Genomic DNA, 18166 nt, shown 5'->3' with positions numbered 1-18166 from the left:
GCACCCAAGCCAGGCAGGGCCCAAAGCCTCTCGTGGGTCGCGCCGGAGTGGGATTACGTTAAGGCATACCCACCGTTAGGTCATTGAAAGCGGGGACGCGTGATGGGTGGCGCAAGGGATCCTGATGGCGGATATGGCCGCGATGATCAACCTGACGAGGTTGTCCCCGACGGTGAGGACGCGGGCTACTTCGACGATACCGCTGCCCCGGAAGAAGCTCCCCTCCCCGAAGTTCCGGCGGCTATCATCCGGGAAACGGTGGTTGCCCGGCAAGAGGAACGGTTCGGCGGCATCAAGATCGGCGCGGCCTTCTTCGGCTGGCTGACTGCAACCGCAATGACCGTCCTGCTGGCGGCCTTGGCCATGGCGGCCACCCGGACAGGCCTGCTGACCGCCGCGGATACGGCCGCAGGTTACGGTCAGGCTTGGTCCTGGCCCGGGGGCGTCACCGGCGCTGCCCTGCTACTCCTGATCCCTCTCCTCGCCTACTTTTCGGGTGGCTATGTCGCGGGACGGATGGCGCGGTTCAACGGCGTCGGCCAGGGACTGATGGTGTGGCTGTGGGCGGTCATTGTGGCTGCGGCAGCAGCCGTCGTCGCCATGGTGAGTGGCATTGTCGGCGGGGGCCAGTTGAATGTCCGGAACACGCTCAACGAATTGCTTCGCCTGCCCGTGAACGAGGGCCCGCTGGGCACGGGCAGCATTGTCGCGGCCATCGCCGTCGCCGCGTTAGCCCTGCTGGGCTCCGTCCTGGGCGGCATGGTAGGAGTTCACTACCACCGGAAAGTGGACCGGGTGGGATTCACTCCGACGGAAAACTACTACCAGCCTTAGTCCGGGCTCAGGCCTGGACGGAAGCTGCGAAGCGTTCGCCGTTGAAGTATTCCAGCTGCCAGCCGTCAACGGCGTGGTGATGGGCGAGGTTGAGCACGGCGTTGTCGACGCTTTGCAGCGTGCGGCCGATGGCACGGCTAAGGCTCACGCGGATGAGCGTGCCGTGGGCGACCACCAGGACGCGGCGTCCGCGAAACTCTTCGGCCAGTGCTTCCAGCGCGGCCAACCCGCGGGAGGCTGCCTGGTCTTCGCTTTCCGCGCCGCGGAAACCGCCGGGGATGCGCAGGGCTTCAAGTTCGGGACCGGCCTGCAGGCCCTCCGCCTGCCCGAAGCTGCGCTCGGTGAGTTCCGGCACGTGCCGGGCCACGCTGAGGCCCAGCCCGTCGGCAATCAGGCTGGCGGTTTCCGCGGCACGGCTCAGCGGCGAGGATACGATCGCGTCCCACTCGTGGCCGGACAGGACGGCGGCGGCGTCGCGTGCCTGTCCGCGGCCGACGTCGTTGAGCGGAATGTCCGTGGATCCCTGCAGCCTGCGCTGCGCATTCCAGTCAGTCTGGCCATGGCGGACAAGGGCGAACGTCGTAAGGGTCATGCCTTCCATTGTGCCTTGACCCGTTGGCATTATCGTTGGAGACCATCTATCCGACGCAGGAGGGGCGATGGCACGCATCTTTATCACTGGCTCAACCGACGGACTTGGACGGTCTGCCGCGCAGTCCCTCCTCGACAAGGGCCACCACGTCATCGTGCACGCACGGAACGTCCAACGGCTGGCCGTGATACGGGATCTCCTCGCCCTCGGCGCCGTCGGCGTAGTCGGCGATCTGTCAGACATCGAGCAAACACGCGACCTCGCCCGCCAAGTGAACCGGAGCGGGCCGGTGGACGCGGTGATTCATAACGCGGGCGTGCTCCACGGCCCGCACATCTTCCAGGTCAATGTCGTCGCCCCATGTCTTCTGACCGCCCTCATCCATCGCCCTCGCCGGCTGATCTACCTCAGCAGCGGCATGCATCGCGGCGGCCGCGCCTCCCTTGCCGCCATCGGTCAGGGTGCGCATCTCCAAAGCGTCTCCTATTCCGACAGCAAGCTCTACATCACCACCCTTGCCGCAGCCATTGCCCGGCTGTGGCCGGACGTTCTGAGCAACTCAGTGGACCCCGGCTGGGTCCCCACCAGAATGGGCGGCGCCGGCGCTCCGGACGACCTGCGGCTCGGTCACCTCACCCAGGAATGGCTTGCCACCAGCGACGACCCGGAGGCAGTCACGAGCGGCGGCTACTGGCACCATCAGCACAGGGAAAAGGCACACCCCTCCGCCAACGATCAACGGTTTCAGGCTGAGCTTCTCAACCTCCTCGCCCGACTCACCGGGGAGAGCCTCACCTAGGGTCCCCGCACCGCGGGCTCAGACGGAAAGCTGGTTCGACCGGAGTCCTTCCGGGAATCAGCCCGCGCTCTGCCGGCGCACGATCTCGTTGATCCAGATCGGGGCGAAGGGCGAGGTGCAGTTCGGCGGCGTGGGGTAGTCCTTGAGCACCTCGAGCCGTTCACCGATATCGATCGCCCGGGCACGGTGCCCGGCATGGTGGATCCCAATCTGCGCAAGGCAGGTGTTCATTGCCCACTGCAGGCGGTCAGGGGCATCCTTTATCTCCGTCTCGATGGTGTCGAGGAGCCCTGACAGGTCGAGTCCCTCAGGATTCTTCGCGGCCCGCTCGCTGGTCAGCGCCCAGCCGGCGCTGGCGACCACCGGATCGGGATCCGCAGTCCAGGCCACGCGCAGCCCTTCGGCATGCGGGCTCCGCTTGACCACGTAGTTCACCAGCCAGTCCTGTACCTTGGGTGCCCGCGACTGACGCAGCATGGCATCCAGTTCCCCGCGTTCGAACTCCTTGGGCCGGCAGATCAACAACCCGAGCAGCCGGGCCGCGGTGTCTTCCGTCGCCCACAGCTCGCGTGCAAGGGCCTGCTGGGGCTTCAGCCGCTTGGCGATGGCGCGCAGCCTGGAGAGGTTCACGCCGTGATCATCGCCGTGCTTCTCGTTGACTGAGCGCATCCTCGGGTCTTCGAGTTCGGCCAGTTCGGCTTTCAACTCGGCAACTGTCGTCTCGGACATTCCATCCTTCCGGTCATTTACCCGCTGCGTCCCAGCCTAAGGCCCAACGAAGAAAGGGCGGCCGGAATTCGACCGCCCCTCCGCATCATGCGGCGTCGTCGACCGTAATCACAATCTTGCCGCGGGTGTGCCCCTCCATGTTGAGGCGGAAGGCATCTGCCGACTGCGCCAACGGGAAGGTTTGTGCCACCTCGACCCGGAGCTTGCGCTCATCGACCAGGTCGGCGAGTTCCTGCAGCTCGGCGCCTACGGGGTTGACCCACATCCAGGTACCGCCATGCTGCTCGACCTCGCTGTCCGCGATGGAGGCATGCCTGCCTCCATCAGCCAGGACAGCCAGCGTGGATTCCAGGTTGCCGCCCACGAAGTCCGCGACGACGTCTACGCCCTCGGGGCACAAGGCTCGGACCCTGTCTACGAGTCCTTCGCCGTATTGGACGGGCTCGGCACCGAGCGACCGGATGAAGTCATGATTCTTTTCTGATGCGGTTGCAATCACCTTGGCGCCGAGCGCCGCGGCAATCTGGATACCCAAGGACCCGACGCCGCCCGCGCCGCCATGGATCAACACGGTCTCCCCCGCCTTGAGGTCCAGGCGGTTCAGGACCTGATATGCCGTCAGGCCGGCCAACGGAAGTCCTGCGGCCTCGTTCCATGTCAGGGATGCGGGCTTGCGGGCCAGGAGCCGTTCCGGCAACGCGATGTATTCTGCGAAACTACCGCCGTGGACATAGTCCTTGCGGCCATAGGAAATGACTTCATCGCCTGGCCTGAAATGCGGGGCGTCAATGCCGGCCGACTCGACCACCCCAGCCACGTCCCATCCGGGAATGGCCGGGAATTGCAGGTCCATGGCCGGGTCCAAGTAGCCGGCCATGATCTTCCAGTCGACGGGATTTACCGCTGCCGCCTTGACCTTGACCAGGACCATCCCCGGCCCGACCTTGGGTAGCGGCTGCTCCGTCAGCTCAAGGACGTCCGGACTTCCGTATTCGCTGTAAGTAATTGCCTTCATGAACGCCTCAACGGATACTTTCCGGACACTATTCCGGACCTACCCGGCAGGCCTCGACTGTTCCGCGTATGCGTTTGCCTGGCCGCGCACCTGGCGGACGTAGGATTCGGATTGATTGTAGGAGAGCACGGCAGCGGTCCAGCCCCGGGCGGTGGTGAGGTCACGGCCGCCTTCACACAGGTACGTAGCGGCACTGAGTGCGGCGTCGTCGATGTTCAACGGGTCGGCGACACCGTCGCCGTTCCCGTCCCGCCCGGCCTGTTCCCAGGTGGAGGGGATGAACTGCATGGGTCCGACAGCGCGGTCCCAGAGGGCATCGCCGTCGAGCACGCCGTCGTCCGTGTCCGGGATCGCGGCGAAACTGTCGCCGTCGAGGCTGGGCCCGATAATTGGTCCGCTGACCTGCCCGGCGCTCGACAGGCTGCCGCCTCCGTGGCTCCCGTGCGCGGACTCAACGAAACCGATGGCAGCCACCGTATTCCATCCGATCCGGCACACAGGCGTGGCCGCGTTGGCGAGCTCCGCCGCAGCTGCATAGGCCTGGAGTGCCCGGGCCGGTATGCCTGTCTGCGTCGCGGTCTGCCCGAGCCATTCCGCGTCCATCGTGCTGTCAGTAATATCCACGGCGCGGGCGCTGAAGCCCTGCAGCGTCGCAAGTTTCGCGCCAGATTGCGGCGGTGCCGACTGGCTCCAGGACCCAGCCGCGCCGGACGGACCGAGCACCCAGAACAGGAGCCCGGTGATGACGCAGGTCGCGACAAGGCAGAAGACGGCTAGGCGTTTCAGGCGGAGCATGGACTCGAGGGTTCTCCCTTCCGGTGTGTTTTGATCAGCCGGAAGCAACTTACACCATCTTCCGGTTGTTCAATTCTTGGCACCAAAAAAGCCCCGGACCCAATGGTCCGGGGCTTAGTCGCCTGCTACCGCTCGATGCTGACGGCGAGATCCAGGTGAATGCCGCTGTCGGCCACAAGGCGGTCCTGGAGGTAACGGGCCAGGCTCGAATCGGTGGCGGTGTGAACGCTATTCGCCACCGCCCCCCGCAGGAGGGCCTGCGTATCCGTGGACTTAACCACGTCGAGCGGTGCCCAACCACGATGGCTGGAGGTAAGTCGCTCAATATCCGTGCGGAAAGAGCGCTTGTGGTCCTCGCGGACAGTGGCACGGACGGTGAACGGGATGAAGGCAATAGGCAAAAGAGGTCCTCTCAAGAGGCAACCGGTGATCGGCGCCCCGAAGATTACAAGTCGCATCGGGGCCCCTGTTATTCCCCCGAAACAGCCGACGAGTCCGACGTCACGGGCGGCGGGGAAAGCGGCCGTACCGCAGAATGACCGTCCGGTTTCCGCGCTGCACCTCGGATCAAAGCGGACTGGAGTGCTGCGGAGGCGGTCGCCTGATCCGGTCCGCCGGGGGCCGGGTCAAGGTTGTTGAAGCTGTAGAGGTGGATGCCGGCAATGATCCCCGCCGCGCTTTCCAGCCCGGCCACCAGGCTCTCCGGCGAGTAGCGGTCGCCGCTCAGGAGCTTGCGCGCCAGCGGCCCCTTGCGGCTGAGGAACTTGAGGGAACTTCCGACGCCGATCTGCGTCGCCAGCGAGACCAGCTTGGTCCGCGGGACGGTCCCGGCCACGCCGGCCCAGACGGGCAGCTGCACCCCTTCGCGGCGCAGGAGTGCCGCGAAGTCAAGGATTTTCGGCGCAGAGAAGCACATTTGCGTGACAACGTTCGATGCGAGGTGCTGCTTGGCCAGCAGGGCGTCCAGCAGGTCCACCGGCCCCACCGAGGGGTGGCCTTCCGGGTAACCGGCAACTCCTGCCCGCATCCTGCCGCCGGTGTACTGCGCGATGTCTTCCAGCAGGGGAAGGGAGGACGCGTACGGGCCTGCGGGCTGCTTCCGGTCTCCGCCGATCACAAACACTTCGTTGATGCCGGAGACATCGCAGTCACGCAGGATTCCGGTGAGTTCGGACCGGCCGGGCACGCTCCGCGCCGCGAGATGCGGAATGACAGAATAACCGAGCACGCCCAGCTGCACGGCGGCACGCATGGTCCGCTCAATGCCGTGGTGGGGCAGGCACGTCACGGTGAGCGTCGTGGTCAAAGGCACGTGCGCCTTGACCTGCTCAACGATTCCCTCTGAAGGGATGATTTCGATCCTGGTGGGGAACATCATTGGTCCTCTCTGGCGGTCAAATGGTTCTCAGGAGTGTGCTGCGATGAGCGAGCTGGCTTCCTGGCGGGTGCTGCCGGAGGACTCGATGTGCGCGAGTTCGGCCGGGATGTCCCAGCCCTTCTTGCGCATCGCGGTGGCCCAGAGCCGGCCGGCACGGTAGGAGGAGCGCACCAGCGGTCCGGACATCACGCCGAGGAAACCGATCTCTTCGGCCTCCGTGGCGAGGTCGACGAATTCCTGCGGCTTGACCCAGCGGTCCACCGGCAGGTGGCGTTCGGACGGGCGCAGGTACTGGGTGATCGTGATCAGGTCGCAGCCGGCCTCGTGCAGGTCGCGCAGGGCCTCGGAGATTTCCTCCCGGGTTTCTCCCATGCCCAGGATCAGGTTGGATTTGGTGACCATTCCCAGGTTCCGGCCCTGCGTGATGACGTCCAGCGACCGGTCGTAGCGGAACGCGGGGCGGATGCGCTTGAAGATCCGCGGGACGGTCTCGACGTTGTGCGCGAAGACCTCGGGCTTGGAGTCGCAGATCGCGGCGATGTGTTCGGGTTTGCCGGAGAAGTCCGGGATCAGGAGTTCGACGCCGGTGCCCGGGTTCAGTTCGTGGATCTTGCGGACGGTCTCGGCGTAGAGCCAGACGCCCTCGTCGGCGAGGTCGTCCCGGGCCACGCCGGTCACGGTGGCGTAGCGCAGCTGCATGGCCTGGACCGAGCGGGCCACCTTGGTGGGCTCAAACATGTCCACCGGTGAAGGCTTGCCGGTATCGATCTGGCAGAAATCGCAGCGCCGGGTGCATTCGGAGCCGCCGATCAGGAAAGTGGCTTCCTTGTCTTCCCAGCATTCGAAGATGTTCGGGCAGCCGGCCTCTTCACAGACGGTGTGCAGGCCTTCCTTCTTCACCAGGTTCTTGAGCTGGACGAACTCCGGGCCCATCTGGACCTTGGCCTTGATCCACTCCGGCTTACGCTCCACCGGAGTAGCCGCATTGCGCTGCTCAATACGCAGCATCTTCCGGCCTTCTGGTGCCAGTGTCATGGTTCTCTTTCCTTTGTGCGTGCGCCGGTAGTCCGGCAAAATTTTGGTGCGGGAGGGGTTGCTGGAGCCGTCCCGGTCGGGCTAGGGAGTCAGCATTCGACGACGTTGACGGCGAGGCCGCCCATGGCGGTTTCCTTGTACTTGGAGGACATGTCCCTGCCGGTCTCGCGCATGGTCACGATCACCTCGTCCAGGGACACCCGGTGCGTGCCGTCGCCCCAGAGCGCCATCTTCGCGGCATTGATGGCCTTCGCCGCCGCGATCGCGTTCCGCTCGATACAGGGGATCTGCACCAGCCCGCCGATCGGATCACACGTCAGCCCCAGGTTGTGCTCCATCGCGATCTCCGCCGCGTTCTCCACCTGCTGCGGCGTCCCGCCCATCACCTCGGCCAGGCCCGCAGCGGCCATCGACGACGCCGAACCCACCTCACCCTGGCAGCCCACCTCCGCCCCCGAAATGGACGCCTGTTCCTTATAGAGCACCCCGACCGCACCGGCAGCGAGCAGGAACTTCACCACCACATCATCCCGGTCCTCCCGGCTGGCCCGGTCCATGCCCGGCGCGAAATGCAACGCGTAATACAACACCGCCGGGATGATCCCGGCCGCCCCGTTCGTCGGCGCCGTGACCACCCTGCCGCCGGACGCGTTCTCCTCGTTCACCGCCAACGCGATCAGGTTCACCCACTCCTGCCAGTACTTCGGATCCCGGTACTCCGGGTCCTGGCCCCGGTTCTCCTTCAGCAAACGCTCGTGCCAGTCCGGCGCACGACGGCGGACCTTCAGCCCGCCGGGCAGCAGCCCCTCACGCTTCAGGGACACCGCCACGCACTCCTCCATCACCGAGTAAATGTGCAGCAACCCCTCCCGGATCTCCGCCTCGGACCGGGAGGCGCGTTCGTTGACGAACATGATCTCCCCAATGGACAGGCCCTTGGACTGGCACCGGCCCAGCAGCTCCGCCGCAGTCCGGAACGGCAGCGGCAACTCCTTCTTCGACTCCTCCAACTCCTGCTGCGCCGCGTCCTCCTCGCCCTCACGGACAATAAACCCCCCGCCCACCGAGAAGAACGTCGCCGCATGCAGCACCTCCCCGCCAGCATCCGTGACAGTGAAAGTCATCCCGTTCGTGTGCCGCGGCAGGATGGTCAACGGCCGCAACACCATATCCTTCACCCCGTACGGCAGGACCACCCCGGCACCATCAACAGCACCGGCCAGCCGCAGCATCCCGGACTCCGCGATCGCCGCCAGCCGCTCCTCCACCTCGGCCGGGAGGATCTTCTCCGGATGGAACCCCTCCAGCCCCAGCAGGATCGCCGTCATCGTCCCGTGACCGTGCCCCGTCGCGGCGAGCGAACCATACAAATCCACCCGCAGCCCGGCCACCCTCTCCAGGGCACCGGAAGCCTTCAGCTCCCCGGCGAACACCGCCGCAGCCCGCATCGGACCCACCGTATGCGAACTCGAAGGCCCAATCCCGATGGAAAAAAGATCAAAGACACCAACAGCCATGGCCGGGTTCCTTAGCTGCCCAGGCGCTGCGGGGCGGACTGGGGACGCGCACTGGGGCGGCAGGACACGCAGATGCGGCGGCCTGCAAAGGTGGAAGAGGACGGCTGAATCGTCACGAGAGGAACTCCATAATTCAGGTGGCGCAGGGCGCCACGTTGATTCGGGTTCCTCCCCGCTCTGTATTTGACCTGAGAGTTTCCGCGGACCCTGCTGTTACAGCGTGCCGCTTGCACCGTCGGTGAGCCCGGGGACCGGACTACTTTCCAGAGTTGCCTCGCCGCGGCGGTACGTGGGCCTGAGAGATTCCTGGGGAGGATTTGCTCCTACGGCGCCTGCTGAACGTACCGGCAGGACTCTCCCGCCGCAGATCAAAAGCGTGTATCACTTGTCGGTGACACGGCTCACACATTATCTGTTGCCGGGACGACACGCAACAGAGTCACGTCATATGGGTCATTCGTGCCGCTGACGGGAGGGATCCGTCGGTGGCCGAGGCACCGCTTGCTACGCTGGAACCATGAAATCCCGCCTCGCCGCCCTGTCCGCTGCTGCCCTCATCGTTGTACTGACCGGCTGCGGGCAGGTCCAGGACGCAGCCGAAAAGGCCGTGAGCGACGGCGCCTCCCAAGTTGCCACAGCAGCCGCCGACCAGGTCAAGGGACAGGTGTGCGCGCTCGTGGAGGACGGGCTTGTCAGCGTCAAGGACAAGGAACTGCTGGGCGGCCTCGTGGCCGGGGCCGACACCGCCGGCGTGCCGGCCGAGATCACCACTCCGCTACGCCAGATCGCCGAGGCGGGCGATCAGGTTCCCGCCGAGTCCGTCACCGCGCTCAAGGATGCCTGCACCGCCTAAGCCCTAGCGCTTGCCCTTCTTGCGCGATCCCTTGCCGCGGCCCTTGTCCGGATTGGGAGCGTATCGCTGGGCCACCTTGGGTTTTTTGACGCCGGTTCCCCGCCGGTCCGGTTTCGGTTCCTTCTTGGGCGGCTCCACCTTCGCCGACGGCTGGCGGGAGCTCTGGGCGGTCCGTCCGCGGACAATCCCGATGAACTCCTCGATCACTTCATCCATTGCCTGGTCCGCCGCCTCATCCCCGGCCCCACGCGTCGCTTCACGCGTGGCCTCATTGGGCCAGGCAAGGGCGATCTGTGTGGTGGGTGCGCCGGTGAGCTTCCGCGCCACCGTGTCCTTGACGTTGAAGTGGCGGGCGACGGACATCGGCAGGATCACGAGCCCGGCACCCGAGGCAACCACCTGCAAAGCAGCTTCCGGGCCGCCGAGCTCCGCCACATCCAGAAAGGTCTCTGCGGCAAGGTCCGCCAGCGCCACCTCTTCGAACACCGAAATCTCATGTCCCTTGGGAGCAACCACCACCGGCTGCTCCTCATACAGGGGAATCACGTTCAGGCCCTCACGCTCCACCGGCAGGCGGACGAAACTGAGGTCGGCGGAACCGTCACGGAGGACCAAAAGCTGGGCGCCGTCGTCGGACATAAAGGACTGCAACGGAACATCCGGCATCCGCTCTTCCCAGCGCCTGATCCACTTCCCCGGCGTTACTCCGGCAACGTAGGCGAAGCGCAGCACGCGCCCTTCCGGTTCAGCGGGTGCGGATGCTTGCGGGGATTCTTCTTCAGCGGACACACGTTCACAGTACCGCCAGAGCTGCGGGAGAGCCCTGCTGGTGCTGTTTGGTGCTGCTCTGGTGCCTTGTAGGCGGTCCGCCGGATACCCTTGAAGTATGACCTCTGCAAACTCCCAGTCCATGAAGCCGGCCACCGTTGCCAAGAAGCTTGGCATCTACCTGCCCGCAACACCCCAGGAGTTCCAGGATTCGGTTATCACCCGCGCCGATTTCGCCGAGCTCCAGGCCAACCCGCCGGAGTGGCTGGCCGAGCTCCGCCGCAACGGCCCGCACCCCCGCCCGGTGGTGGCGCAGAAACTGAACGTTTCCATTAGCGGCCTGGCCCGCGGCGGCGTCGAGGAAGCACTGACCTCGGCGGAGATCACCGCGCTGCTGCAGGCTCCCCCGGCTTGGCTGGTGGCCGAACGCTCCACGCACGCTGCAGTCCGCGCCGAAGCACAGCGCGTCAAGGACGAGGCCGCCAAGAAGGACGCCAAGAAAGCCCGTGCCAAGGCCGAGTAAGGCCCTGACGGCTTAATGTACGGGACGAAGGTCGTCCGGATCGCCTCGGTGGAACATTCGCCGGGGCGCCACGCCTTCGAAAAGGACCCACACCGTGGAGGCATCTTCGGTCATGGCGTCAACAATTCCCGACGCCGTGACGCGGTTGCCCCGCACAATCGCCACCTTGTCGCCGGGACGCAGTTCCGACCAGTCAGTTTCCTGCCGCAAGGGTTCACCGGCCGGGTCTGCGGCCTGGTGCCCGTGCGGAATCTGCGGACCTGCACCGAACAGCCATGCGGAGACATCGCTGCGCAGCACGAGATGCGGTCCGCCCGTTGCACTCACGCTTCCCGTGGGCACGTAATAGCCGCGGCCCGCCCCCGACCCGCCGGCGGCCCTGTCCAGGGCATCGAGAAGGCGCCTGGTGAGGTGGCCCTGGGGACCAATCTCCCGGAGCTCGTCGAGCTCTTCCGGGGAGAGCCGTCCCAGCACAGCAGCTATATCGGCCATGATGGATCCCTTCTAGCGGATGGTGCCTGAAGAACCACGCTAGAACCCCGTCATTAACGGCGCGTGAAATCGGGACGGCGAACAGAAAACAAGTTCCGCGGGGGACGAACAGCGCCGGCCTGGCGTTAAACGATCAACTGCCGGCCCCCTTCGCTGCACCAACTATCCGCCCCAAGGAAATGAGCCACCCCCTGTTAATCGTCCTCACCGGAATTGACGGTGCCGGAAAGACCACCGCCGCACGCGCAGCCGTGGAAGCCGCCCGCCTGGCCGGCGGCAAAGCCGTGTTGCTGCGCAACCATGCCGGCCGCCGCAACATGACGCAGTGGTCGGAGCGCTCCGGAATTCACCTCAACCGCCGCGTGGCGGATGCACTGGAGACCGGGATCCGGACGGTCAACGTTCTGGTGTCCCACGCCCGCGCGCGCAACTTTTCAGGCCTGGTGGTCATGGACCGTCACCTGTACTGCCAGCTTGCCCTGCGCAGCGTCCGGGGCCTCCCGCCCGGCCGGTTGCTCCGCTGGCTGCTGCGCCGCCTTCCCGCACCGGACCTGGTGATCCACTTCGACGTTAGTTCGGAGCAGGCCCTAAAACGCATCCTCCTGCGGGGAACGGACACCGAAACACTCGAGGAACTGACGGCCCTCGGCGAGGCGTACCGCGCCCTTCCTGAGTTCGCCGGATTCGTCCGCATCGACGCCGGCGGGGCGCAGGACGAGGTGCTGGCTGCGCTCACCGACACAATCAACGGCGCAGCCGGCGGCGCAGCCACAGGGGCTGGACGGATCAGCGCGAAATAATCGACGTCACTGCGCTGACGAAGGGAGGCAAGGCAACCACCGCCGCCAGGCCCAGAGCCGCGCGGCCGCCCCAGGACGGCGCTGTTGCCCGCCGCAGGGCACGCGCGGACCGGACTTTATCCGGACCCGTTTGCAGAGGTTCCCGCCCGGCGCGGCCAAAATGCGCGAGCCACAAGCACAGCATGACAACCAGCGCACCGATGCCGAGCAGGATGCCGGCGGGCGGGAAGAGGATGGCTCCGACGAGCGGGAGGTAGTACTTCCAGTCCCGGCCGGTCGGAAGGGGAAGACGCTGGCTGAACGCGCCGGCCACGGCGGCCACCACAGCGCCGTGCAGGACGGCCAGCGCGGAAAAGAGGATCACGGAAAGCCAGCCGGGCCCCACAATCGCGAAGTCGATGTTCTCAGCCCGAAGCGGGTCCACGGAGGCGCCGAAGACCAGGAGGAGCAGCACCCCCAGCGCGGGGCCTGCCCAGCGGCCGGCGGGGAGCCAGCGGCGGATGAACAGGTAGATGAACGCGGCGGCGAAACCTGCCGGAAGTCCGCCAAAGAACAGCAGGGCAATGCTGCCCTCAATGGTGGGAAATCCCACGTTGGCCTGGGCCTCGGTCAGTCGACCCTGGGCCGACGCCGGCGAGGTGGCGGCCAGTATGCGCATCGCCAGCCTGCCGCCGGCCCACGCGACCATGATCCCGGATGCGAGGGCGGCCGCCGTTGCCACGTTGGCCCACCAGAGGTAGAGCCGCAAGGGGGAAACCGGGGCGCCAGGGTCGGCGGGCCTCCGGACGAGGTGCCCGCCCCATACGATGACCATGATGACGGCAACCAGCAGGAATAGAGTGCAAACAACCACGATGGCCAGCGCCACGGTTCATCACCACCAATGTTTGGTTGATTCATTCTGTTCCCGCCTCGGGTTGTTGAACAGAGGCCCTCACCTGCCCGACGGGCTATCCGGCGTCATCGCGTTCAGGACAAGCCCGTGACGGCCAGTTTCCGAACAAAGGCCGCGCCGCCCTCCACGCACACTTCGGTGCCCAGGCTTCCGGACATCGGGAAGACCAGATCGCTCAGGACGACCCTGCCGCCTTGGGCAAAGACCTCCACCGAGCACTGGTCGACGATTACGCGGAGCCTTAGCACGCCGGCTTCGAGCTTCACCGGTGCCGACTCGGCAGACGCGAACTTTCCGTGGAAGGCGGTGTTTCCGGAGTTGCGGCGATCCAGGGTGAGCAGGCCCGTCACGGCATCGAGGCTGAGAACCGTTGCGGCGCTCCCGCCGGATGCGCCGAGAAGCCGGAAAACAACGGTCCGGGCCGTGCCGGGCAGGATCTCGGCGTCGATCAGCTGGGCTGATCCGGGCATTGCGTCGGGCAGTTGCAGCACGGAGTCGTGAAGTTCCACGTCCTGGATGGCGCAGGCCGGCTCGCCGCTGGCCAATGGCAGTACCGGGCGCTGCACCAGGCGGGGCAAACCGTCCACCGTCGCGAGCTCGATCTCGCGGGCAAGCGACATCCCGGAACGCCATGGAGACGTGGGCAAGAAGTTGGCGTAGTCCCAGTTGTTCATCCAGCCGATCATGATGCGGCGGTTCTCCGGGGCATTGCTGAAGGAGACGGCGGCGTAGTAGTCACGTCCCCAGTCGAGCCACAGACAGCGGCTGAGATCCGTGGTCCCGTCGGCATCGGCTGGAACGAGTGAATCAGGGTCGGCAGTGAACTTCACCCCGTCGAAGTCGCCGACGAAGTACTGCCCTCCCGAGCCGCCGGCCACGGCACCCGGATTGACATTGACTACGAGGACCCACTTGACGTTGTCCGGGTCTCCGTCGACGGGGAGCGGGAACAGGTCGGGGCACTCCCATTCGCCTCCTGTGGCGTTTGCAGGGCCGAAGGTGCTCAGGTGTTCCCAATCCTTGAGGTCGGCCGAGCGGTACAGCACAACCTGCTGGCGCCGGGCCTCCACCGCCACCATGACCCAGCAGGAACCGGCAGCTCCCTCGTAGCGGAATACTTTGGGATCCCGGAAATGGGCCGAGTCGCGGCCAAGCACCGGATTGCCTGCGTACTTGTTCCACGTCATTCCGGCGTCCGTGGAGAACGCGAGAGACTGGGCTTGTGTCCCTTGGTGCACCGAGCCTTCCTTGAAGGCGCTCGTGTAGATGGCCACCAGGGCCGGGTCTTCCACTGTGCCGAATCCCGACGTATTGCCGTGGTCCACCACGATGCTGCCGGAAAAGACGTCTTCTTCCTCGTCGCAGGCGATGGCAACCGGGTGTTCGGTCCAGTGCAGAAGGTCGGTTGAGGTGGCGTGCCCCCAGGACATGTTGCCCCAGACGTTGTCGAAGGGGTTGTTTTGGTAGAAGAGATGGTAGACGCCCTGGTGCCACACGAGTCCGTTGGGGTCGTTCAGCCAGGTGTTCTTGGCTGTGTAGTGAAGTACCGGCCGGAAGTCGGGGGCGGTGTCTTCGGCGGGGGCGGCAGGGTGCATTGTTGTTTCAGTCATCGGAGTTCCTTCGGGACGTCCGGGCCAGTTCCTGCGAGCGGATCAGTTCTGCCCGTGTCGGCGGGTTCGCCCCGTGCCGTCCGACCGTTATGGCCGCAGCGAGCGAGGCGGCTGTTCCGACGCGCGTGAGCTTGCCGTAGCCGAAATCGTCCTCCGGGTCCTCGATGAGGCCAGCGATAAGCGAGGACATGTAGGAGTCGCCCGCGCCGACAGTATCTTTGACGACCACTGGCGGTGCCGGCACTTCGATCTCGGCGGCGTTGGACCGCAGATAGGACCCGGATGCGCCATCCGTGATGATTGCCAGTTCTGTCCCGAGATCGAGCAGCCGCCGCGCGACGCCGTGAGGAGGCGTGCGCGGGTAGAGCCACTGGGCATCCTCCGCACTGAGCTTCACCACGGTAGCGAGGGCAACTGTGTGTTCGAAGGTCCTGAGCGCTTCAGCGTGGCTGTGGAGCAGTGTGGGGCGGATGTTGGGGTCGTACGTGATCAAGCAGCGGCGGGAGAAGAGCTCCAGCAAGGATCGGACCCGGGTTGCTCCGGGCTCCATGAAGGCGGCCAGTGAGCCCGTGTGCAGCACCTTCGGGAGGAAAGTGGGGCTGATTTGGGGGAGGTTCCATTCGAAGTCGAATTCGTATTCTGCGGAACCGTTGCTGTCCAGCAGCGCCCTGGCCGTGGATGTGCGGTTGAGGTGTTCGGCTCCCGGAAGCAGGCGTACTCCCGCGGTGTCCAGGTGTCGTTGGATGCTCCTGCTGCGTTCATCGCTGCCCAGTGCGGTGAGAAATGCGGTGCTGACGCCCAGGCGGCCGAGTCCGTACGCGACGTTCATCCCTGATCCGCCTGGGAATTCGACGGGCCCTCCCGCGGTATCAATGATGTCGATTATCGCCTCGCCGACGACGACGACATCTGTTTCAGGGCAGGGGGGAACTGGGGAGCTGTGCATTCGAGGTCCTTAGAAGGTTGGGCGCGTCCTCTAGTGGACGCGCTCGAGGTCAGGTGTTGGCGCGTGGAGGTGAGTCCGGTGCTGCTCTGGTCGAGGCGCCCTTATGTTCGGGGGAGGCGACGGAATCGCGCAAAACCATGGGACAGGGCAAGACAGTCGGATGAGCGGCGAACAGCCGCAGGTCAGTTTTTCCCTCAATGGCGTCGATCAGGTTGTCGGTTGCCCACGCGCCCATTTCGTAGTGGGGCAGGGCGACCGTTGTCAGTGCGGGGTAGAGGTTTTCCGCGATGAGTTGTTGGTTGTCGAAACCGACGAAAGAAATGTCGTCCGGAATGCTAAGACCAAGTTCCCCGGCGGCCCGGTACGCGCCCATGGCCATGCGGTCGTTGTAGCAGAATACGGCCGTGGGCCGGTCCTCCTGCTTCAAGAGGCGGAGGGCCGCCTCGTAGCCGCCGCGCACCTCCGAATGCTCGGACTGGACCAGTTCTTCGTGGAACGTCAGCCCTGCGTCTGCCAGCGTGTCCTTGAAGGCCGTCAGCCGGGAGTGAGTTGCCGGCACGTCGTCGGTGTTATTGAGCATGCCGATCCGGGTGTGCCCGGCGTCGATCAGGGTCTGCACGGCCGACCTTGCGCCGCCCACTTCGTCGGGGATGACGGCGGAAACAGTGTGGCTGATGTCTTCAGAGTCCACCAGGACGGCCGGCAGTCCGGCCAGGTTCTTGGGGACAGCCAGCTCCCGGTGATACATCGTGGCGTACAGGATGCCGTCCACCTGCCGGTCCAGCAGATCCGCCACCTGGCTTTCCTTGGAATCCTGGGAACTGGTGCTGGTGGAGTTGATGATCATGATGCGGTAGCCGCGGGCCCGCGCCGTTTCCTCGGCCCCGAGGATGATCCTGCCTGCGTGCGGGGTGGTGGCGATTTCCTCGCTGATGAACCCGATCATCCCTGAGCGTTGAGTGCGCAGGGCCTGGGCGAGCCGGTTGGGCCCGTAACCCAGCCGTTGGGCCGCTTCGTGGACTCGTTCCCTCGTTCCTGCGCCCACTCGGGCGTACGCGACATCATTGAGGACGTGGGAGACGGTCGTGACAGAGACCCCGGCCGCGGCCGCCACGTCCTTGATACCGACTGATCTATTGGTCATTTGGTCTCCCACGTCCTTATGTTGTTGCTGATTCTACGTGCGGCTCAACAAGTGCGTGGGCTGCCTGGAAACCGACGGTGGGTGTGGCCCTCAAGGCGTTCACGGCCCTGTCTGCGATAACTTGGGCGTCGCTTCCGGAATCAAGGATCGTATTCCGAGCTGATTCGGAGTCGACCACGACGGCCGTAACGGCGAGGCCGTCCGACGCCTCGGTTGTTAACAGAGCGTCCACCTGAGCGGAAAAGCAGGACTCACTTGGCTTTGATTGGACGTCCATCGCCACCACGTGGTTGTTGGAGACGAAGTTACCAACCCCCGACGTGAGCCGGATGATGACAGGCGTCGCACCTGTCGGCCGGATGCTCTGTGAGTCGATGACCTCGGAGAAGTGGTTGCCGATGACAGAGTTGTTGCTGCCGCTGACACGGAGAAGCCCGTAGAGGTCGTTCAGTCCGTTGTCGACTCCCAGGAAGGGCGTCCAGGGCTCATGGTCACGCAGGAAGTGATTCGTGGCCACGAGGTTTTCTGAACTGTTCGCTGCGAGGATCAGCATCCCGGGGTAGAACGAATGCAAACGGTTATTGGTGACGCTTGAACGCGTGACGCCTACGAAATGGATGCTGCTTGCGCCACGGGGGAAGACGTTGTTCGCAGTTACCAGGAGGCCGCCGTGGTTCTCGGCGTAGATTGAGTGACCTTTGAAGCCTGCTCCGACCAGGTTGTCGGTGATCTTCGATGCCTGCCCCCACCCGCGCAGCTCGATGCAACTGCCGCATTCAGCGATGAAGTTGTCGTGAATGGAAAGTGCGTCCGCGTTGTAGATGGTGAGGGCGTTCTCAAGGTAGACAAACCCCATGCCGGTTATGCGGAAAGAGTCATTGGCGTTCGCAACATAGATACCGGTCTTGCCGTTGACGTAGGTGTTTTCCGGATGCAACCCCGAGCCATCCGGGTCGAAGTGCAAGCCGTCGATGCAGAAGTTGGAGAACTCCACCGAGCTGATCCGCGGGCTCCCGCTCCGCTCAACGTAGAAAGCGGCTCCCTTGGATTCCTCCCCGTCTCCACCTTCGTCTCCGCCGGGCGGAATGTCGACGATAATCCGGCTCCCACCGGGCCACAGCTCATGGAGCCCGGGCCATTCGTCTTCCGGAACATTGAACCGGATGCTGGACGACGTAAAGCCGTGTCCCGAGCCATGGATCCTGAGGAAGCTGATGTCGATCAAAACCTGCGTACGAAGGTGGTAGTCCCCCGGCGGAATGTAGATCACCGCGCCCGGCTTTCCTCCATTGTTCGCATCGGTGACCGTCTGCCGGTCCTTGATGTCAGCGATGATGCTGTTGATGACTTCACCGACGTCCTCGGACGGATTGCCGACGGGCCACGTGGTCACGTCGTAGTAGTTGTTGCTTGACACAGGTTCTTCCCTTTGTGTTGTGGT

At 65.0% G+C, this 18166-nt stretch carries 20 protein-coding genes and 1 riboswitch; of the genes, 5 read left to right on the top strand and 15 right to left on the bottom strand.

Annotation, left to right across the window (positions count from 1 at the left end; all coding sequences use genetic code 11):
- The first annotated feature begins 102 nt into the window (after positions 1-102).
- A complete protein-coding gene (locus JOE41_RS11550; RefSeq protein ID WP_209752424.1) occupies positions 103-834 on the top strand; it encodes a hypothetical protein in 732 nt (243 codons plus the stop codon).
- A 7-nt stretch (positions 835-841) separates the two neighbouring features.
- On the opposite strand, the gene JOE41_RS11545 is transcribed toward JOE41_RS11550, so the two are convergent.
- Positions 842-1426 carry a histidine phosphatase family protein gene (locus tag JOE41_RS11545; RefSeq protein WP_209752423.1) on the bottom strand — a complete coding sequence of 195 codons (585 nt, stop codon included), beginning with the start codon at positions 1424-1426 and terminating at the stop codon, positions 842-844.
- Between the two features lie 67 nt (positions 1427-1493).
- Between JOE41_RS11545 and JOE41_RS11540 the strand changes: the two genes are divergently transcribed.
- Positions 1494-2225 carry an SDR family NAD(P)-dependent oxidoreductase gene (locus tag JOE41_RS11540; protein ID WP_209752422.1) on the top strand — a complete coding sequence of 244 codons (732 nt, stop codon included), beginning with the start codon at positions 1494-1496 and terminating at the stop codon, positions 2223-2225.
- 57 nt (positions 2226-2282) lie between these two features.
- Here the strand turns inward: JOE41_RS11540 and JOE41_RS11535 are convergent, their stop codons facing one another.
- The 7 genes from JOE41_RS11535 to JOE41_RS11505 all read right to left on the bottom strand — a co-directional run bounded on the left by JOE41_RS11535 (position 2283) and on the right by JOE41_RS11505 (position 8694).
- Entirely contained in the window at positions 2283-2954 is a 672-nt protein-coding gene (locus JOE41_RS11535) for a DNA alkylation repair protein (RefSeq protein WP_209752421.1), read from the bottom strand.
- A gap of 85 nt (positions 2955-3039) precedes the next feature.
- Positions 3040-3969, bottom strand: a complete 930-nt coding sequence (locus tag JOE41_RS11530) for an NADP-dependent oxidoreductase (RefSeq protein ID WP_209752420.1) — start codon at positions 3967-3969, stop codon at positions 3040-3042.
- Positions 3970-4008: 39 nt separating this feature from the next.
- On the bottom strand, positions 4009-4764 hold the full coding sequence (locus JOE41_RS11525; protein WP_209752419.1) for a lytic transglycosylase domain-containing protein: 756 nt from the start codon (positions 4762-4764) through the stop codon (positions 4009-4011).
- A gap of 125 nt (positions 4765-4889) precedes the next feature.
- Positions 4890-5165 (bottom strand): hypothetical protein, encoded by a 276-nt coding sequence (locus tag JOE41_RS11520; protein WP_245200700.1) that lies wholly within the window; start codon positions 5163-5165, stop codon positions 4890-4892.
- Between the two features lie 68 nt (positions 5166-5233).
- A complete protein-coding gene (locus JOE41_RS11515; RefSeq protein ID WP_209752417.1) occupies positions 5234-6142 on the bottom strand; it encodes a methylenetetrahydrofolate reductase in 909 nt (302 codons plus the stop codon).
- A gap of 27 nt (positions 6143-6169) precedes the next feature.
- Entirely contained in the window at positions 6170-7177 is a 1008-nt protein-coding gene (gene lipA / locus JOE41_RS11510; RefSeq protein WP_011689933.1) for a lipoyl synthase, read from the bottom strand.
- Between the two features lie 89 nt (positions 7178-7266).
- The gene (locus JOE41_RS11505) at positions 7267-8694 is read right to left on the bottom strand and encodes an L-serine ammonia-lyase (RefSeq protein ID WP_209752416.1); all 1428 of its coding nucleotides are present in this window, start codon (positions 8692-8694) and stop codon (positions 7267-7269) included.
- A 273-nt stretch (positions 8695-8967) separates the two neighbouring features.
- Positions 8968-9065, bottom strand: a riboswitch (glycine riboswitch).
- 146 nt (positions 9066-9211) lie between these two features.
- On the opposite strand from JOE41_RS11505, the gene JOE41_RS11500 reads away from it, so the two are divergent.
- Positions 9212-9547, top strand: coding sequence for a hypothetical protein (locus JOE41_RS11500; RefSeq protein ID WP_011689931.1), 336 nt, complete (start codon positions 9212-9214; stop codon positions 9545-9547).
- Positions 9548-9550: 3 nt separating this feature from the next.
- On the opposite strand, the gene JOE41_RS11495 is transcribed toward JOE41_RS11500, so the two are convergent.
- A complete protein-coding gene (locus JOE41_RS11495) occupies positions 9551-10336 on the bottom strand; it encodes a LysR family transcriptional regulator substrate-binding protein (protein WP_209752415.1) in 786 nt (261 codons plus the stop codon).
- Positions 10337-10433: 97 nt separating this feature from the next.
- On the opposite strand from JOE41_RS11495, the gene JOE41_RS11490 reads away from it, so the two are divergent.
- On the top strand, positions 10434-10838 hold the full coding sequence (locus JOE41_RS11490) for a DUF5997 family protein (protein ID WP_011689929.1): 405 nt from the start codon (positions 10434-10436) through the stop codon (positions 10836-10838).
- Positions 10839-10850: 12 nt separating this feature from the next.
- Here the strand turns inward: JOE41_RS11490 and JOE41_RS21025 are convergent, their stop codons facing one another.
- The gene (locus tag JOE41_RS21025) at positions 10851-11330 is read right to left on the bottom strand and encodes a hypothetical protein (protein ID WP_245200698.1); all 480 of its coding nucleotides are present in this window, start codon (positions 11328-11330) and stop codon (positions 10851-10853) included.
- 179 nt (positions 11331-11509) lie between these two features.
- On the opposite strand from JOE41_RS21025, the gene JOE41_RS11480 reads away from it, so the two are divergent.
- Complete coding sequence (locus JOE41_RS11480; RefSeq protein ID WP_209752414.1) at positions 11510-12130, top strand: AAA family ATPase; 621 nt, start codon at positions 11510-11512, stop codon at positions 12128-12130.
- On the opposite strand, the gene JOE41_RS11475 is transcribed toward JOE41_RS11480, so the two are convergent.
- The 5 genes from JOE41_RS11475 to JOE41_RS11455 all read right to left on the bottom strand — a co-directional run bounded on the left by JOE41_RS11475 (position 12117) and on the right by JOE41_RS11455 (position 18142).
- Positions 12117-12998: a hypothetical protein gene (locus JOE41_RS11475; protein WP_209752413.1), complete on the bottom strand. Its 882-nt coding sequence runs from the start codon at positions 12996-12998 to the stop codon at positions 12117-12119. The genes JOE41_RS11480 and JOE41_RS11475 overlap by 14 nt on opposite strands.
- 101 nt (positions 12999-13099) lie before the next feature.
- Entirely contained in the window at positions 13100-14635 is a 1536-nt protein-coding gene (locus JOE41_RS11470) for a glycoside hydrolase family 32 protein (RefSeq protein WP_209752412.1), read from the bottom strand.
- Positions 14628-15581, bottom strand: coding sequence for a carbohydrate kinase (locus JOE41_RS11465; protein ID WP_011689924.1), 954 nt, complete (start codon positions 15579-15581; stop codon positions 14628-14630). The genes JOE41_RS11470 and JOE41_RS11465 overlap by 8 nt, the downstream gene beginning before the upstream one ends.
- A 49-nt stretch (positions 15582-15630) precedes the next feature.
- Complete coding sequence (locus JOE41_RS11460) at positions 15631-16725, bottom strand: LacI family DNA-binding transcriptional regulator (RefSeq protein WP_011689923.1); 1095 nt, start codon at positions 16723-16725, stop codon at positions 15631-15633.
- 16 nt (positions 16726-16741) lie between these two features.
- Positions 16742-18142 (bottom strand): NosD domain-containing protein, encoded by a 1401-nt coding sequence (locus JOE41_RS11455; RefSeq protein WP_209752411.1) that lies wholly within the window; start codon positions 18140-18142, stop codon positions 16742-16744.
- Positions 18143-18166 lie beyond the last annotated feature (24 nt).

Origin of the sequence: Arthrobacter sp. PvP103, assembly GCF_017833075.1 — a bacterium.
Taxonomy (GTDB): domain Bacteria; phylum Actinomycetota; class Actinomycetes; order Actinomycetales; family Micrococcaceae; genus Arthrobacter.
The sequence above is the reverse complement of the archived record's forward strand: the minus strand, read 5'-3'. Positions and strand labels throughout refer to the sequence as shown.

What these genes read in the sequence shown, in the direction of transcription:
- JOE41_RS11525 (WP_209752419.1), bottom strand. Translation starts at nt 4,764, where the DNA reads ATGCTCCGCCTGAAACGCCTAGCCGTCTTCTGCCTTGTCGCGACCTGC.
- JOE41_RS11545 (WP_209752423.1), bottom strand. Translation starts at nt 1,426, where the DNA reads ATGACCCTTACGACGTTCGCCCTTGTCCGCCATGGCCAGACTGACTGG.
- JOE41_RS11500 (WP_011689931.1), top strand. Translation starts at nt 9,212, where the DNA reads ATGAAATCCCGCCTCGCCGCCCTGTCCGCTGCTGCCCTCATCGTTGTA.
- lipA (WP_011689933.1), bottom strand. Translation starts at nt 7,177, where the DNA reads ATGACACTGGCACCAGAAGGCCGGAAGATGCTGCGTATTGAGCAGCGC.
- JOE41_RS11550 (WP_209752424.1), top strand. Translation starts at nt 103, where the DNA reads ATGGGTGGCGCAAGGGATCCTGATGGCGGATATGGCCGCGATGATCAA.
- JOE41_RS11515 (WP_209752417.1), bottom strand. Translation starts at nt 6,142, where the DNA reads ATGATGTTCCCCACCAGGATCGAAATCATCCCTTCAGAGGGAATCGTT.
- JOE41_RS11465 (WP_011689924.1), bottom strand. Translation starts at nt 15,581, where the DNA reads ATGCACAGCTCCCCAGTTCCCCCCTGCCCTGAAACAGATGTCGTCGTC.
- JOE41_RS11470 (WP_209752412.1), bottom strand. Translation starts at nt 14,635, where the DNA reads ATGACTGAAACAACAATGCACCCTGCCGCCCCCGCCGAAGACACCGCC.
- JOE41_RS11505 (WP_209752416.1), bottom strand. Translation starts at nt 8,694, where the DNA reads ATGGCTGTTGGTGTCTTTGATCTTTTTTCCATCGGGATTGGGCCTTCG.
- JOE41_RS11530 (WP_209752420.1), bottom strand. Translation starts at nt 3,969, where the DNA reads ATGAAGGCAATTACTTACAGCGAATACGGAAGTCCGGACGTCCTTGAG.
- JOE41_RS11480 (WP_209752414.1), top strand. Translation starts at nt 11,510, where the DNA reads ATGAGCCACCCCCTGTTAATCGTCCTCACCGGAATTGACGGTGCCGGA.
- JOE41_RS11540 (WP_209752422.1), top strand. Translation starts at nt 1,494, where the DNA reads ATGGCACGCATCTTTATCACTGGCTCAACCGACGGACTTGGACGGTCT.
- JOE41_RS21025 (WP_245200698.1), bottom strand. Translation starts at nt 11,330, where the DNA reads ATGGCCGATATAGCTGCTGTGCTGGGACGGCTCTCCCCGGAAGAGCTC.
- JOE41_RS11535 (WP_209752421.1), bottom strand. Translation starts at nt 2,954, where the DNA reads ATGTCCGAGACGACAGTTGCCGAGTTGAAAGCCGAACTGGCCGAACTC.
- JOE41_RS11490 (WP_011689929.1), top strand. Translation starts at nt 10,434, where the DNA reads ATGACCTCTGCAAACTCCCAGTCCATGAAGCCGGCCACCGTTGCCAAG.
- JOE41_RS11460 (WP_011689923.1), bottom strand. Translation starts at nt 16,725, where the DNA reads ATGACCAATAGATCAGTCGGTATCAAGGACGTGGCGGCCGCGGCCGGG.